The following is a 15,376-nucleotide window of genomic DNA, read 5'->3' on the forward strand; positions in this document are numbered from 1 at the left end:
TTATTGATAAAATCAGTTGTGATCATTATTCATTTTCGGACACTATATATTCAAAATAGGACATCAATTTAAAAATATGAATCCTCATATTCCATCTATTCCAGCCCGATATTATTTACGTTTGCTGCCTTTATTGCAGGAACGTCAAATGGATTTAACTGAGCTTTTTCAGCTGTTAGGAACGGATTTGAGCAGCTATGTACAACAGGAGAATGCCAAGCTTTCTCTGGCACAAATTGAAACCTTGGTCAGCTATTTACTCAAATTTCCAGAAAACCGAGATTTGGCTTTTGAGCTCGGTCGTTCTTTAAAATTGAGTGCCCATCATTTGGTTGGCTATGCCTTACTTAGCTGTGAAAATGTTATGCAAGCCTTGCGCGTAATGTCGCAATATTTCAGCTTAATCATGCCGAACTTTCGACTAAAAGTGACTGAGTTAACAAACGTAGTAGTTTTGGACATTCATCCGCTGCAAGCCATGAGCACACTAACATTGAATTTTCACTTAGAAGCTATTGCCGTAGGTTTTTGTAGCAGTTTTGCTGAATTGCTCAATCAAAATGTTAAACCTTATGACATTCATTTATCCGTTTTCCAACCGACTTATGTACAAGCTTTACAGCAACTCAAGCCTGCTCAATTTCACTTTGGTACACTCATTCGTCCTAGCATTAAAATCTTTATTCAAGCGGATAATTTAGACACAAAGCTCCCCAAAGCAGATGCTTTTTCACTGAATATTTTGGAGCAACAGTGCCGCGAACAACTCAAACAAATCAGTTTAGATGGAGAGATTATTGACTGGATCAGCATGATGCTGCGAGAAGCATCACCCCCGCCAAGTTTTGAAGCCTGTGCACAAATGTTGAATGTTTCAAGTAAAACGCTACAGCGCTATTTAAAAAAGCAGAATGCCAATTTTAACGCTATTCGTAAGCAAGTCATTTTAAGCCGCGCTAAGTATCTGCTGATGCACACCAATAAAAGTATTATCGAAATTAGCTTTGAGCTAGGCTACTCCACAGCAGCGAATTTTTGTAGGACATTTAAAGTTGAATTTGGCACCACACCACAGATGTATCGGCTCAATTCCACGCCGAAGTTAAACTGAACTTTGTAGTTTCTATAAAAAGCGCTTTCGATAGAAAACATAGCGAATGAAAACAATGACTATCCTGCCAAAATAAATGTGGCAATTCCTATTGGTTTTTATTTCAATATCAATAGCAATTTGATATATAACTAAATAATAAAACAGATTTTAAATTTATTATTTGGGGCAAGGATGCGCGAAACTGATCACGAAATTATTCAACTTTTTAAACAACACGTTCATCCCCTTTCAAACAAACTCACCGAAATGTTAAATGAGCATTTCTCCCACCAAACGGAACGTCGCGGTTGCGGCTATACTCAGGCAACACGCGTTTTAGCGGACTATATTAACAGCCCCAGACTCAGCCAAGATTTTGCTGACTTAAAACTGTTTGACCAATATGAAACCAAGACCTTAAAAGTATTGCTTGAGCAATCACAGTACATGATTTCAGATTGGCATAATTTAGATTTGAATAGCCAAATTCAACCGTTGCTCGCAACAGAAAACAGCTCTGAATTCGCTCAGCAAGTGCAACGTCAGCGGCAGTTGCAACAACAATTACGCAGTATCACCACACAAGCGCAACTGGAAGAAACTCAAATTCTGTGCCAACTGATTGCCGATATTATTCTCCCACAAAACACGGCGGAAACGGGTTTAGTTGAGCTCAAAGCCTTGGCTGAGAAACCAAAAGTTGGTTCTTGCCCCATGGCTGAAAACTTCTTTCTCAAAATTGCCCATGGTCGCGTCTTAAGACAAGGCGAACTCAATATATTTGTCGATGAACAACAGCAGCCCTTATTGCTGGAAAAACTCAATATGGGAGATGATCATTCCTGTATTAGCCTAAAACCGATCTTGATGAATGGAGTGTGTTTGCCGGCAGGTTCATTGTTCTCAGTCAACTATGATCGCACAGCCATTCAAAACAAAACTCAAAACCAGCAATATAAAGGCTATGTGATCCCCTATTCTGAGATCAATGGCTTTTGGTTTTTAAGACTCACGACCTTAGCCATCTCTCCTGAAAATCGTGCACGTGCTTTTACCACGCATTATCAGCAACAAGTTGAAAATGGTTTATTTAGTCCGGGAACCACATGCCTACAACAATTGGTTGATGTTGCGACCGCGCAAATACGGAACTAAACGCATGCTACAGGTTTGCTACTCACCAGAGTATTATGCTCAGACTCATACCAACAGTATGGAGAAACTGAGCGCTGTGGCCGATGCTTTAGTTTCGCTCGGTATCGTGCAGTTCCATCGCCCTGAAAAGCTCTCCATAAATATTTTAAAACAACTACATGATCCAAAATATGTCGATGCTTTTGATACAGGCTTCCCTGAAAAGTTAGCCACTTTCCAAGGTTTTAAGCCTTGGAATACTCAACTGCGTGATGCGGTTTATCAGATTAATGCAGGGCAAGTACTTGCAGCAGAATTGGCATTCAAACATCAAATTTCGGCCAATATCGCACAAGGCTTTCATCATGCGGTTTACGAACACGGTGGGTCTTTTTGTACCTTTAACGGGCTGGCTTTGGTCGCGCAACAATTTCCAGATAAACGTATCTTCGTACTGGACTGCGATCAGCATGGCGGTAACGGTACGGCAGAATTTACCCGCCGCTTTGACAACTTTTTTAATTATAGTATCTATGGGTTAGCTTTTGGCTGTCCTACCTATGAATGTTCAGAAACCTATCATGTGCATAAACATCAAGGAAATTTTAGCCAATATATTTTAGCGATCCATCAAGCCTTTCAACGTGCCTTAGACTGGAATGCTGATTTAATTATTTTTCAGGCGGGAATGGACTGCCATCAAAATGATCCTTGCGGGTCATCATGGTTCAGCACAGAACTGATTGAAAAACGCGATGAGATAGTGTTTCGCTTGGCCAAAAAGCACCAGTTGCCTTTGATGTTTGTTTTAGCTGGCGGCTATCAAGCACTGCCAGAGTTGGTCAAGCTACATGTGGGAACGTTTCATACCGCTTATCAAACTTACTATGCTGAATAAAAAATGCCAGCATATTGGCATATACTGGCATCGATAATTCAGCTATTTAATTAAGAAAAATCAAGCTCTTTCTCAAAGCCTTTTAACTCATAACGTGCCATCGCTAAGTTAGACTTGGTACGGTCAAGTACCAAATATAAAAACAATGTTTCATTGCTATCAAGCGGACGAATCAAATGATATTGCTTACCCAAAGTAATCAAAATATCTTCAATGTTATCGTTCAATTGTAATGCTTTTGCAACTTTACGCTTAGAACGTACAACTTCAGTATTACCTGCTGCTGCTAATTCTAAGTCTACACCACTCCCCTGAGTCGCGAGTGCTAAGCCACTGTCACTGTCGACCAGCGCAGCAGCAACAAAACCATCAATCCCTGTTAATGCATCTAAACTAACACGTGCCATCTTATTCTTACCTCTAGTTATAGGGTTACCCCAAAAAATTTAAAGCCCCAGTTTCTTACGCAACTTCCCAATAAAACCGCGTAATTTATTTACGTGCCCTGTTTCTACTTGTTGTGTATCTATCTGATACTTCACTTGATTTTGATCGATAAATTGACCTAATTGCAGTAGAACAGCACACGCTACAAAATTCAATACCCTTTCATTACTTAAAGTTAAGGATTGTTTTACTTGATCAATTTGTGCGCCTTGTGAGAAGCATGTTGCCATCTTTAAAAAGTCGCGTCGTTGTAAATTTTTTTCAAACTGGGGCCATATTTCAAGCTTAAAGTTCTGATGTAAGCCGACCTGTGGCAATTGAATAGCAGGTGAAGCATTCACCACTTTCCATAGCCAAACTCTTAAGTCATAAACGTCTTTATCTTTGATTGTATCCTGGACCAACTGCGCAGTTGCATACGTTTGGTTCAAGGTCTCATTAAACTGAATTTCTTTATTCGGCTCGACCCAAACACGTTCGGTACGCGTATCAACTAAAGCGAGAAAACCATGGGCGTCGAACAACTGGATATAGCCATTACGTGGTGTAAAAATTTCACCAAAAACCTGTTCCGTGGTCATCATAGGGTTCAACACTGTAGGCATAACAGCTTGAACAGGTGAAATGACTTCAAGCGTTGCCTTCACAGGCACGGTACGTTCATGTTGTGATAGTATTATTCTAGACAACCAATCGTTCAAATGCTCTATGTTTGAAAATGGGTAGAACAATTGATCTCCGACAATACGACCCGCATTTTCAACCTTTTTGACCAGTCGCAAATACGCAATGTTTTGGATAGACAGCAGCTTTTGAATGCCAGGTGAGTTAAAAAACACATCATTGACCAACAATAAGTCAATTTTTTGCTCCGCAAGATTGACCCATCTCACATTCAAATTTTCAGGCAAAGACAGTAAAATTTGTTCTTTTATTTGCTCCAATGAATGTAAACTTAAACCAAATACTGCAATATTTAATACGTTTTTCATGCCTAAACCCACGACAACCTTACCCTTTAAATCACCGCAACGCCGATTGATATAATTAAAAATATAGAATTTCTATGATGCAATGCTGAACGGTGCATTGCTTAATCGTGCACTCAGCTCTTTATAGTAATACAGCATCTGCCCGATCAAAATATCTGTGTGGGTGACTGCCACCATAACCATAGGATGCACTGGATGGTTGACAGCCGTTAAAAAGACTTTGCCATTGTTCGCATCGAGGGTAATGGTTTGACAACCCATCAGTTGAATTTCCGTAATAAACGCATTCACCATAGCCAAGATAGAGCTGCTGACTGCTGCAATTTTTCCTGTATTGTCGATATTCTTCTTTGAGGCCAAAGCAAGCTCAAAACCATCCGATGAGCACAACATCACAAAATCGATGCCTGTAACGGTATTTAAGAAATGTTGTAACTCGATATGGGCAGATTCAATCAGTGCTTGCGGAATTTCACGTGAACTATTCATTTATTCTACCTATGCAACTGCAGATTCAGCTTGCATTTCTATTGTTGTAATTAGTGTTTCGATCATCAGTAAAACATCATCTTGTTCACGCGCATCCACAGCAAACAGCGGAAATTGTTTTTGATAGATCTGCATCCAATCACGGTAAATTTTGAGCTTATGCTCATCTTCTTGATCTAAATGTGTAATGCCAACCACCACATTTGATCCATACTGCTCAAATGCTTTTATATAAAACTCTAAATGCTTTAAACGATCTGCTTGACTATGATCAATCAAGATCACAATTCCCATTGCACCCTTACAGACAATAGACCACATAAAATCAAAACGATCTTGGCCTGGAGTACCATACAAGCCAATCTGCGTACTGTCATCAAGGCGAATTTCGCCGTAATCAATTCCCACAGTCGTCAAAAATTTATGATGTGCTTCGGTATCCGTGTTTACTGCTTCTGTCGTCACGACAGGAATATCAGACAATGCTTTTATGGCAGCAGATTTTCCTGCTCCCATGGTTCCCCCGAAAACAATTTTGTACTGCTGTAGTATCATCAAGAAGTCCCAAGAACAATAAAATGCCTAATACATCACATTATATTTAATCTTATTGACAAAAAACATTAAATTTTAAACCATTCAGTAAAACTCACTTACATATTCCCCTACTTTTTTTATACCTTTAAAGCCTTTTTATACATACGTATACTATTTAAAAAAACTTAAGTGTTTGTCTTTTCTTATTATTTAAATTAAATAATAAGAATCATACTCAGTTAAGTAGTGATTGGTATTTTTTACCAGACAAAATTCAATCTATAACTCAGATCAAAAAATATATTTGAAATATTTTTTCCAATCAATAAAATAAGAAACTTCACGTTTTTCTTATACTTAGTCGATGGGCTTTCGCTTAATTTCTATATTTAAACAAAATCTCACACGTTGCTTTTGGATTATTCTTCGGGCTTGAACTGTACTGGATTATTCAGATGAGGGATTGTCTTTTACTAGTGGCCTATTTTTATCATGGAAAAACTGGCAAAACTCATCAGAGCTGTAATCAAGAATAACTTTAGGAGACTTCAGTATTCGAAGCATATATCTTACTGAGCCTCTCATCAAAAAAAGTCCTCCAAGTCATTGGAGGACGTCTAGTGCTGTTTGAAAGCAAACTTATACTTGTACACTCGCCTGACGTTGCTGTCGTGACACTGGCAAAAGTTCTTCAAACATCTGCATCAACTCAGAATTTTCTGTTTGCCATTTCGGCTGCTTGTCTTTATCAATTAATAAAGCACGTACCCCTTCAATCATATCGCCCTGCTCAAACCAGATATCCTGTAAATCACGTTCTAGCTGCATGCATTGCTCTAAAGACAGCCCGCGTCCAACCTGTTGTAATTTAAGACTGATTTGTTTTGCCAGCAACGAACGCTGTTGTAAAATGGCTAAAATTTTAGCGGCCCAATCAGCATGCTCAGGGTGTGGATTTAATAAACTTGCTTCAATCTGCGCTAAATCAGCATGAGCAAAATGCTGTTGAATAGCCTCTTCATAATGTCGAAGTTTACTTGGCGCAGGTGTAGTGAGATGGCGTGCGATGAGCTGCTCAATAAGCTGTTGATTTAATGTAGAAGCATTCACCAACTCCGTTTGCAATTGTGCCAACTGCTCACTCGCCACCAAGTAATCAATTAGATCCAGATGCAAGGCATCGCTACTCGAGATCTGCTCGCCTGTCACTGCCATGTATACCCCAATATCATCTAGGCGTGACAAGAAGTGCGTGGCCCCGACATCAGGGAAAAAGCCAATTGCCGTTTCTGGCATGGCAAAACGTGATTTTTCACTGCTGACAATAATGTGACAAGCTTGTGCCAAACCAAATCCGCCCCCCAAGACATAGCCATCTAAAAACACCACTACGGGTTTTGCATACTGACGCAAGCTATTCAGCATCACATATTCATCAGCAAAATAATCTTGATAATTGTGATTCCCATTTTGATAGCTATCGTACAAAAAGCGAATATCTCCACCCGCGCAGAAAGCTTTAGGGCTATTCGAGTTAATCAAAATAGCCTGCACCTGCGGATCATTGTGCCAATCTTGCAACTGCTGGGTAATGCCATGAATCATCGGCAAGGACAAGGCATTTAAATGTGACGCTCGGTCAAGAGTAATCACCCCTAAATGCCCTTGGACACTGATCTGTAAATTATTTTCCATAGGATGTGTCCTTCCTTATTGTTTATTAAATTGTGCAGGACGTTTTTCAATAAAGGCGTGCATGCCTTCTTTCTGATCTTGCGTTGCGAAGATGGAATGGAAAGTACGGCGCTCAAAACGTAAACCCTCGGTCAAGCTCACTTCAAAGGCACGATTAATACTTTCTTTAATCATCATGGTGGCGGTGAGGGATCGTTCAGCAATTTTTTCTGCCGCCTGTAAGGTATATTCCAGTAGTTGTTCTTTAGGCAACACGCGTGCCACCAAGCCACTTTGCTCTGCCTCCGCAGCATCCATTTGACGTGCGGTTAAACACATTTCCATGGCTTTAGCTTTACCGATAGCCAGAGTTAAACGCTGCGTTCCGCCAATGCCAGGAATCACGCCCAAAGTCACTTCAGGCAGTCCAAATTTGGCATTGTCGGCACAGTAAATAAAATCGCACATCAATGCCAATTCACATCCACCCCCAAGGGCATAACCACTGACTGCGGCAATTAACGGTTTACGGCGCTGGGCAATTCGGTCTGCTAAATGGAAAAAATCATCGAAATAGATATTGGGGAAATTCAAATCCGCCATTTCTTTAATATCAGCCCCCGCAGCAAAGGCTTTTTCTGAACCCGCCAACACCATACAACCCACTTCACGATCACGTTCAAACTGGTCTAGCGCATGGTTAATTTCAGCAATCAATTGGCTATTTAATGCATTTAAAGCTTTAGGACGATTCAGGGTAATTAGCCCCACGCCATTGCGTTTTTCCACCAAAATGGTGTCCCACTGCTGTTCTTCAATGAAAGTTTTTTCCCACTGCATGCTTTTATCCTTATCTCTATTTCGGTGCTGTACACATGCAATATGCTGATTTTGCATCAGTTAGACTGAATTGCATGTGCGACGGTCAATTCTGATATGTGGAAGTTTATAAACTACGCGCAATCACCAAGCGCTGAATGTCGCTGGTGCCTTCATAAATCTGACAAATGCGGGCATCACGATAAATACGCTCGATTGGAAAATCCTTGAGATAGCCATAGCCGCCAAAGATTTGTAAGGCGTTGGAACAGACCCGTTCCGTCATTTCCGAGGCAAACAGTTTTGCCATCGAAGCTTCGGTCAAACACGGTTCGCCTGCTTCTTTTAGCCGAGCAGCGTGATGCACCAACTGGCGTGCCGCAGCAATTTCAGTGGCCATACTGGCTAAACGAAACGACACTGCTTGTTGCTCAAAAATCAGCTTACCAAATGCCACGCGCTCTTTGGCATAACGTGTCGCTTCTTCTAAAGCAGCTCTGGCTAAACCAACTGCCTGAGCAGCAATACCAATGCGACCCCCTTCCAAATTAGACAAGGCAATTTTTAAGCCTTCTCCTTCTTTACCCAACAGCATACTTTTGTGTAAACGTACATCAGTTAGGGCAATCTGACAGGTGTCCGAGGCATGTAACCCGAGTTTTTCTTCGACGCGGATTACTTCATAACCTGGGGTATTTCGCGGGACTAAAAAGGCACTCATGCCTTTTTTCCCTGCTGCAGGGTCGGTCACGGCAAACACGATAATCAACCCCGCATTATGCCCTGAGGTAATAAACTGTTTGGCGCCATTTAGCACATAATAATCACCATCTTTGACTGCACGGGTTTTAATTGCCGCTGCATCTGAACCGGTATGTGGTTCGGTTAAGGCAAAGGCACCAATCATTTCACCTTTGGCTAAAGGCAGCAAAAATTGTTGCTTTTGCTCTTCAGTACCAAATTTCAGAATGGGCACACAGCCAACAGAGTTGTGCACACTCATAATGGCTGAAGTTGCACCGTCCGCTGCGGCAATCTCTTCTAGTGCCAACACATAGGCCAAATTGCCTGTGGCTGAACCGCCCCATTGTTCTGGCACCAACATGCCCATAAAGCCTAACTGCCCCATTTGCTTTAACGCATCTAAGGGAAATAGGCCATATCGATCCCACTCACTGGCATAAGGCTTTATCTGTTCTTGTGCAAAGCTTTTTGCCATGTCCTGAATCAGGACTTGTTCTTCAAAAAACATGCCTTGTCGATCCCATTCAGTTGCATTTGGTTGTATTTGTGCTTGAGCAAAGCGAGTTGTTTGATCCTGCTGGTGCACTTGTTCTTCAGTGAATTGCATCATCCTTTCCTTACAATGTCTTAACTGGCTACAGCAGTGTTTGATTGCTGCTTGGCAATTTCCTGATTGCGCAGTAAAAAGCGCTGAATTTTTCCACTAGGCGTTTTTGGCAATTCACTGACAAACTCGATTAAACGTGGATAGGCATGTGCCGATAGACGCTTTTTCACAAACTGGCTAAGTTCGTGCTGTAATTCTGGGCTGGCCAAATGCTCTCCCGCTAAAATCACAAAAGCTTTAATCACTTCAGTACGCTCAGGGTCAGGCACGCCAATCACCGCGGCTTCAATCACTGCATCATGTTCAAGTAGTGCACTTTCCACATCAAACGGACCCACGCGATAGCCTGAAGTGGTAATCACATCATCACTGCGCCCGACAAAGCTCATACTGCCATCGGCATGAATTTCGGCAGTATCACCCGTTAAATAGTAATGACCGACAAAAGGAGATTTACGACTTTCTTCATAGCCACCAAACCACATCATGGGCGACTGGCTGATGTCGACCGCCAAAATTCCTGGCGTATCCGCGCCAAGCTCCTGCCCCTGTTCATCCACTGCAACTACACGGTAGCCAGGGCTGGCAAAACCTGCCGAACCTGCACGTACCTCATGTTGCAATGCATGATGGTTACACACCACCATGCCAACTTCGGTCTGACCATAATGATCATAAATTGGGGCATCCAGTACCTGTTTGAACCAACGGAATACTTCTGGATTCAAAGGCTCGCCTGCACTGCTGACCACTCGCAATTTGCCACGCAATTTCGCCATTTGCTTTTGATCGGCTGCCATCATCATGCGATATGCGGTTGGCGCACCTGCCAGATTATTCACACCATAATCCTGCACAATTTGACACAGGCTATCTGAGGTAAAAGCACCTTCGTAAAAAATAGTCGGATGACCCAGTAATAACGGTCCTGTAATGCCGTAATACAAGCCATAGGCCCAACCTGGATCGGCAATATTCCAGAAAGAGTCTTCTGTGCGTAGACCAATTGCATCTTGCATATAACCGCCAAATGCAATCAGGGCTTTGAGTGGTACTTTCAGTGGTTTAGCAGGCCCTGTCGTGCCCGAAGTAAACATCAGCAAGAACGGATCCTGAATGTTCATCATCACCAGTTCACACTGCTCTGACTGGCGGCTGACTTCCGCCCAGAAACTATAATCACCCTGATACAGCCCTGTGCCTTTTGCACCTGTCACAGTGACAATCGCGGGGCAATCTTCCACTTCATGCAATTTGTCGCGATTACCGACATCCGTCACCACCAGTTTGCTTTGTGCCAGTTTTAAACGATGCTCAATCGCTTTGGGACCAAATGCCGTAAATAGCGGTTGATAGACAGCTCCAATGCGCCATGTAGCCAAAATAGTAATGATGAGTTCTGGCGTGCGTGGCAATAAACCCGAAACACGATCTCCTTTGCCCACCCCTTGAGATTTTAAGAAGTTGGCAAATTGGCTGGCACGTTGTTGTAACTCGCGAAAGGTAAATTGTTCTTTCCGTCCATCTTTGCCCTGCCAAAACAGCGCAATGCGGCCGGGTAAGGCATGTCTATCACAACACTCATAACACGCATTTAGCGCATCGGTAGAACCAGATAAAAACCGTTGCGCAGCCTGTTGTAATTCAAAGCTTTGCTGCGCTTGTTGATAATTTGAAGTCATCCTTTCACCTCAGTCTCAATTCTTCTTATTCACGACGAGTTTTAACAGGTCGCATTCATTGCGACCTTTGTTTTTTAATTCACTTCACGGGGTAAATATTGCTGGATAATGCTGGAAAAATCTAAATGTGCATTGCCTTGCAAGCACAACTGTTGATAAAGCTGTTGTGCCAATCCCCCGAGCAATACAGGTTGCTTGACTTGGCTTGCGGCTTCAATGGCTAAACCTAAATCTTTTAGCATGAGCTGAGAAGCAAAACCGTCGGTATAACCTCGACTGGCTGGCGCATTCGGACTAATTTCTGGCCAAGGATTACAAATTTCCGAACTCCAGCAGCGACCACTAGAACTGTTGATCACACCCGCCAAGGCATGCGAATCAATGCCTAAGCGACTACCCAGTGCCATACCTTCTGCCACAGCTGCCATGGAAATGCCCAGAATCATGTTGTTGCAGATTTTGGCAATTTGCCCTGCACCTACCGCACCACAATGTACGGTGTTTTTGCCCATAAAACTGAGGATTGGCTTCACCTGTTCATAAGTCGCCTCATCCGCGCCTACCATAAAGGTCAGTGTGCCTGCTTTAGCGCCAATAGTGCCGCCAGAAACAGGTGCATCGCACACCTGAATCTGACGCTTCAATCCCTCTGCCGCCACATCTTTAATGGTTTGCGGGTCAATGGTACTGGAGTCAATACATAGGCTACCTGCACGCATCACTGCCAAAATCCCCGTTTCACCCAAATACACTTCACGCACATGCTTGGCGGCAGGCAGCATACTGATCACCACATCCGCCTGCTCAGCAGCGGCTTGCGGGCTATCGCAGACCACGCCACCACTTTCCGCAAACTGTTGTAGGGCTTTTTCACTCAGGTCATAACCGAAAACTGTTTGTCCAGCCTTGAGTAGGTTCTGTGCCATCGAACCCCCCATATTGCCTAAACCAATAAACGCTATCTTCATCTCGCTACTCCTTTAGCGCAAACTGATGGTGGTATTCACTTCCCCAACGTCTTGGCTATCTTCAAACCAGCGGCTGGTAATGGTTTTGGTTTGCGTATAGAACTGCACCGCTTGTTTACCATACGGACCTAAATCACCCAGTTTCGAGCCACGCGAACCAGTAAAGCTAAAGAATGGCACCGGTACTGGAATTGGAATGTTAATCCCGACTTGACCGATATCGATGCGGTTTTGGAAAGTACGTGCCACTGCACCACTTTGGGTAAATAATCCCACGCCATTACCAAATGGGTTGGCATTCACCAGTTCAATGGCCTCATCCAAAGTATCGACACAAATAATGGCCAGTACAGGACCAAAGATTTCTTCTTTATAAATGCGCATGTCTGTGCTGACTTGGCTAAAAATAGTCGCCCCGACAAAATTGCCCTGTTCATAGCCTTTGACTTGAATGTCACGACCATCTAGCAACAACTCAGCACCTTGCTCCACGCCATTCGTGATTAACTCGATCACGCGGGCTTTGGCTCGCGGTGAAATGACAGGACCAATATCGGTATTCGGTTCATGCCCAGCATTTACACTTAAGGTTTTGGCTTTGGCCACTAATTCATTAATCCAGTGTTTGCTGTCGCCTACCATTACGGCCACAGAAAGTGCCATACAACGCTGCCCTGCTGCACCGAAGGCTGCGCCCACCATGGCATTTAAGGTTTGCTCTTTATTGGCATCCGGCATCACCACCACGTGGTTTTTCGCGCCCATCATCGATTGCACACGTTTGCCATGCTGACCTGCCAAGTTGTACACATGCGTACCCACCGCGGTCGAACCCACAAAGGAAATGGCTTTGATGTCTTGATGGGTACACAATGCATCTACGACGTCTTTACCCCCATGCACCACATTCAACACACCAGCTGGAATGCCTGCTTCAATCGCCAGTTCCACCAGCATCATGGTCGACAGCGGGTCTTGTTCTGACGGCTTCAATACAAAGGTATTGCCACAGACAATCGCCATTGGGAACATCCACAGTGGAATCATGGCAGGGAAATTAAATGGGGTAATGCCCGCGCAAACACCCAAAGGTTGTTGCAAAGTGTAGGTATCGACACCACGTGCCACGCCTTCGGTATATTCGCCCATTTGCAAAGTGCCTATTGAACAGGCATGTTCCACCACTTCCAAGCCACGCTGAATATCACCTTCGGCATCGGCTAAAGTTTTGCCCTGTTCCGCAGTCAGCACCTGTGCAATTTTCTTGGCATTGGCACGAATCAGCTCTTGCAGTTTCAGCATGATCCGCATACGTGCTTGAATCGGTGTTTCTCTCCAACTGGCAAATGCCGCTTTGGCAGATGCAATGGCAGCCTGTACTTCGTCAGCGGTTGCCAAAGGCACCAGACCAATCACTTCTTGGGTGGCAGGATTGACAATATCCAGCCATTGTTGAGTTTTAGACTCAACGAATTCACCGTTAATCAATAATTTAGCTGTAGATAACTGGATTTTAGGAACCGTATTCATAACCTCTCCATAGGCTTTGTTTTTTATTGTGTTGCGGCTGAACCCTACGACTTAAACCGTATGTTCAAATTCTCATTTTCAAATCAGACTAGCAAAGAAAACTTTGACCACCAATCGAGATTGGTGCACGATGGTTGTGCAATTTTGCACAGGATGTGGAAAATAAAAAATGAAAGTGGATTGGGATCATCTACAGTTTTTTTTGGTCTTGGCACGGGCTAAAACACTGACCAATGCAGCGCGGATCATTGGGGTAGAACACAGTACAGTGGCAAGGCGGATTCAAGCACTCGAACTGGCCTTAGGTACTCCGCTGTTTAAACGTGAAGCTACAGGCTATGAATTGACGCTCGAAGGTTTAACGCTGGTGCCTCGGGTGGAGCAAATGGAACAGGCTTTCCTGCAAATTGAAAAACCGCAGCAGCCGCTTGAAGGTCGAGTACGGATCGGGGCACCCGAAGGCTTTGGTACCGCCTTTTTGACCCAGCTCTTGGCTGAACTGTCATTGCAATTTCCGCTGCTTACTATCGATTTGATTCCTGTACCGAAAATGATCAAGCTGTCGCATCGTGAAGCCGATATTGTAATTTCGATTGACCGTCCAAAATCGGGGCCCTATATCATTACCCGACTCACGGATTACTGTTTGAAAATTTATGGCAGTAAAAAATATCTGGCGCAGCATGCCCCAATCCAACAGATGCAAGACCTCGCTCAGCATCGTTTCGTCAATTATATTGATGACCTAATTTATAGCGCGGAACTGTATTGCTTGGAACGCTTGCCCATTCCACTCACCGCCAATTTCCGCAGCAGTAGCATTTTGGCACAACAGATTGCAGTCAATGCAGGGGCTGGTTTAGCAATTCTGCCGCAGTTTTTGGCTTATGATCAGCCCGAATTAGAGCAGGTGCTGCCACAAGAAGTCCGCTTTACCCATACTTTCTGGATGCTGACCTTTGTCGATTTACAACACGAACCACGAATTAAACTGGTCTGGGATTATTTACGTAAACAAGCCGACTTAAAACAAGGCATACTGATGGATTAAATCTTTAGCAAGTTATTATTTATATTCCCCAGTTTCAATGCGTCGAGCCAGTTGTTCCAAACGATCGACTTTTTGACGTTGCGGTAATACATGGCAGACCATCTCGGCGGTATAATCCACAGCAGTATTGGGAATCAGCGGTCGAGACTGACTTGATGCATAGTCTTGACTACTGAGTAAAGAGCCATTTTTTTTAAAATTGGCAGATGAACGAATACTATAGACTTCATTGTCACAGCCAACCCTGTATAGTGCGAGTGAGTAATCGCCTAACTCTAAGCCGTCTTTTTCTTTGTCACTTTTAATCAGATATTTGACCCAATATTCAACTTCATTACGACTTGTATCAAGCATTTTAACTCGGTCAAAATCGACATAAACATATTGTGAGCGATCATAATTTGCATTCACAAACGTCCATTCAGCAAATGCTACCCTTCCCCACAATACACAAAGGAAACCCAATAAAAGACGACTCAACACATCACTATCCCCCCAGATAGACGGGCAAGATTATAACAACTCCCTTATATAAAGCACACAAAAATCAAACTAACATACTGAAATATATCTATTTAAACAGCTATAAATTAGAAATTTTGAGCACATATTTATCTATTTAATTATAACTGGTTATCACTCTATATTGACTATGTGGCTTGTTTTGCATACTGCGAATAGCCTGTTTTCATCTACCCAAAAGCAGTGCAA

General features: G+C 43.1%; 15 protein-coding genes. 4 read left to right on the forward strand and 11 right to left on the reverse strand.

Annotated features, from left to right (window positions below):
- The first annotated feature begins 76 nt into the window (after positions 1-76).
- From CDG62_RS13295 to CDG62_RS13305, 3 genes are all read left to right on the forward strand, one after another.
- Positions 77-1,111: a helix-turn-helix domain-containing protein gene (locus CDG62_RS13295; RefSeq protein ID WP_171405713.1), complete on the forward strand. Its 1,035-nt coding sequence runs from the start codon at positions 77-79 to the stop codon at positions 1,109-1,111.
- Between the two features lie 174 nt (positions 1,112-1,285).
- On the forward strand, positions 1,286-2,248 hold the full coding sequence (locus CDG62_RS13300; protein ID WP_087526886.1) for a hypothetical protein: 963 nt from the start codon (positions 1,286-1,288) through the stop codon (positions 2,246-2,248).
- A gap of 4 nt (positions 2,249-2,252) precedes the next feature.
- The gene (locus CDG62_RS13305) at positions 2,253-3,125 is read left to right on the forward strand and encodes a histone deacetylase (protein ID WP_087526885.1); all 873 of its coding nucleotides are present in this window, start codon (positions 2,253-2,255) and stop codon (positions 3,123-3,125) included.
- Positions 3,126-3,175: 50 nt separating this feature from the next.
- Here CDG62_RS13305 and CDG62_RS13310 read toward each other — a convergent pair whose 3' ends face one another.
- From CDG62_RS13310 to CDG62_RS13355, 10 genes are all read right to left on the reverse strand, one after another.
- Entirely contained in the window at positions 3,176-3,532 is a 357-nt protein-coding gene (locus CDG62_RS13310; protein ID WP_087526884.1) for a hypothetical protein, read from the reverse strand.
- A gap of 39 nt (positions 3,533-3,571) precedes the next feature.
- Positions 3,572-4,564, reverse strand: a complete 993-nt coding sequence (locus CDG62_RS13315) for a hypothetical protein (RefSeq protein WP_228254394.1) — start codon at positions 4,562-4,564, stop codon at positions 3,572-3,574.
- Between the two features lie 72 nt (positions 4,565-4,636).
- Entirely contained in the window at positions 4,637-5,053 is a 417-nt protein-coding gene (locus CDG62_RS13320) for a roadblock/LC7 domain-containing protein (RefSeq protein WP_087526882.1), read from the reverse strand.
- A gap of 9 nt (positions 5,054-5,062) precedes the next feature.
- Entirely contained in the window at positions 5,063-5,608 is a 546-nt protein-coding gene (locus CDG62_RS13325) for a GTP-binding protein (RefSeq protein ID WP_087526881.1), read from the reverse strand.
- Positions 5,609-6,229: 621 nt separating this feature from the next.
- The gene (locus CDG62_RS13330) at positions 6,230-7,285 is read right to left on the reverse strand and encodes an enoyl-CoA hydratase/isomerase family protein (RefSeq protein WP_087526880.1); all 1,056 of its coding nucleotides are present in this window, start codon (positions 7,283-7,285) and stop codon (positions 6,230-6,232) included.
- 15 nt (positions 7,286-7,300) lie between these two features.
- Complete coding sequence (locus tag CDG62_RS13335; protein WP_087526879.1) at positions 7,301-8,104, reverse strand: enoyl-CoA hydratase; 804 nt, start codon at positions 8,102-8,104, stop codon at positions 7,301-7,303.
- Between the two features lie 106 nt (positions 8,105-8,210).
- Positions 8,211-9,335 carry an acyl-CoA dehydrogenase family protein gene (locus CDG62_RS13340; protein WP_087526981.1) on the reverse strand — a complete coding sequence of 375 codons (1,125 nt, stop codon included), beginning with the start codon at positions 9,333-9,335 and terminating at the stop codon, positions 8,211-8,213.
- Between the two features lie 119 nt (positions 9,336-9,454).
- Positions 9,455-11,116, reverse strand: a complete 1,662-nt coding sequence (locus CDG62_RS13345; RefSeq protein ID WP_087526878.1) for an AMP-binding protein — start codon at positions 11,114-11,116, stop codon at positions 9,455-9,457.
- A 74-nt stretch (positions 11,117-11,190) separates the two neighbouring features.
- On the reverse strand, positions 11,191-12,084 hold the full coding sequence (gene mmsB, locus CDG62_RS13350) for a 3-hydroxyisobutyrate dehydrogenase (RefSeq protein WP_087526877.1): 894 nt from the start codon (positions 12,082-12,084) through the stop codon (positions 11,191-11,193).
- 12 nt (positions 12,085-12,096) lie between these two features.
- Positions 12,097-13,614 carry a CoA-acylating methylmalonate-semialdehyde dehydrogenase gene (locus CDG62_RS13355; RefSeq protein WP_087526876.1) on the reverse strand — a complete coding sequence of 506 codons (1,518 nt, stop codon included), beginning with the start codon at positions 13,612-13,614 and terminating at the stop codon, positions 12,097-12,099.
- A gap of 169 nt (positions 13,615-13,783) precedes the next feature.
- Between CDG62_RS13355 and CDG62_RS13360 the strand changes: the two genes are divergently transcribed.
- Positions 13,784-14,665, forward strand: coding sequence for a LysR family transcriptional regulator (locus CDG62_RS13360; RefSeq protein ID WP_087526875.1), 882 nt, complete (start codon positions 13,784-13,786; stop codon positions 14,663-14,665).
- A gap of 15 nt (positions 14,666-14,680) precedes the next feature.
- Here CDG62_RS13360 and CDG62_RS13365 read toward each other — a convergent pair whose 3' ends face one another.
- A complete protein-coding gene (locus tag CDG62_RS13365) occupies positions 14,681-15,148 on the reverse strand; it encodes a surface-adhesin E family protein (RefSeq protein WP_162904036.1) in 468 nt (155 codons plus the stop codon).
- Positions 15,149-15,376: the final 228 nt, after the last annotated feature.

The organism is Acinetobacter sp. WCHA55 (assembly GCF_002165305.2).
GTDB lineage: Bacteria > Pseudomonadota > Gammaproteobacteria > Pseudomonadales > Moraxellaceae > Acinetobacter.

What these genes read in the sequence shown, in the direction of transcription:
- mmsB (WP_087526877.1), bottom strand. Translation starts at nt 12,084, where the DNA reads ATGAAGATAGCGTTTATTGGTTTAGGCAATATGGGGGGTTCGATGGCA.
- CDG62_RS13315 (WP_228254394.1), bottom strand. Translation starts at nt 4,564, where the DNA reads ATGAAAAACGTATTAAATATTGCAGTATTTGGTTTAAGTTTACATTCA.
- CDG62_RS13355 (WP_087526876.1), bottom strand. Translation starts at nt 13,614, where the DNA reads ATGAATACGGTTCCTAAAATCCAGTTATCTACAGCTAAATTATTGATT.
- CDG62_RS13340 (WP_087526981.1), bottom strand. Translation starts at nt 9,335, where the DNA reads ATGTTTTTTGAAGAACAAGTCCTGATTCAGGACATGGCAAAAAGCTTT.
- CDG62_RS13295 (WP_171405713.1), top strand. Translation starts at nt 77, where the DNA reads ATGAATCCTCATATTCCATCTATTCCAGCCCGATATTATTTACGTTTG.
- CDG62_RS13320 (WP_087526882.1), bottom strand. Translation starts at nt 5,053, where the DNA reads ATGAATAGTTCACGTGAAATTCCGCAAGCACTGATTGAATCTGCCCAT.
- CDG62_RS13325 (WP_087526881.1), bottom strand. Translation starts at nt 5,608, where the DNA reads ATGATACTACAGCAGTACAAAATTGTTTTCGGGGGAACCATGGGAGCA.
- CDG62_RS13330 (WP_087526880.1), bottom strand. Translation starts at nt 7,285, where the DNA reads ATGGAAAATAATTTACAGATCAGTGTCCAAGGGCATTTAGGGGTGATT.
- CDG62_RS13305 (WP_087526885.1), top strand. Translation starts at nt 2,253, where the DNA reads ATGCTACAGGTTTGCTACTCACCAGAGTATTATGCTCAGACTCATACC.
- CDG62_RS13300 (WP_087526886.1), top strand. Translation starts at nt 1,286, where the DNA reads ATGCGCGAAACTGATCACGAAATTATTCAACTTTTTAAACAACACGTT.
- CDG62_RS13360 (WP_087526875.1), top strand. Translation starts at nt 13,784, where the DNA reads ATGAAAGTGGATTGGGATCATCTACAGTTTTTTTTGGTCTTGGCACGG.
- CDG62_RS13310 (WP_087526884.1), bottom strand. Translation starts at nt 3,532, where the DNA reads ATGGCACGTGTTAGTTTAGATGCATTAACAGGGATTGATGGTTTTGTT.
- CDG62_RS13335 (WP_087526879.1), bottom strand. Translation starts at nt 8,104, where the DNA reads ATGCAGTGGGAAAAAACTTTCATTGAAGAACAGCAGTGGGACACCATT.
- CDG62_RS13345 (WP_087526878.1), bottom strand. Translation starts at nt 11,116, where the DNA reads ATGACTTCAAATTATCAACAAGCGCAGCAAAGCTTTGAATTACAACAG.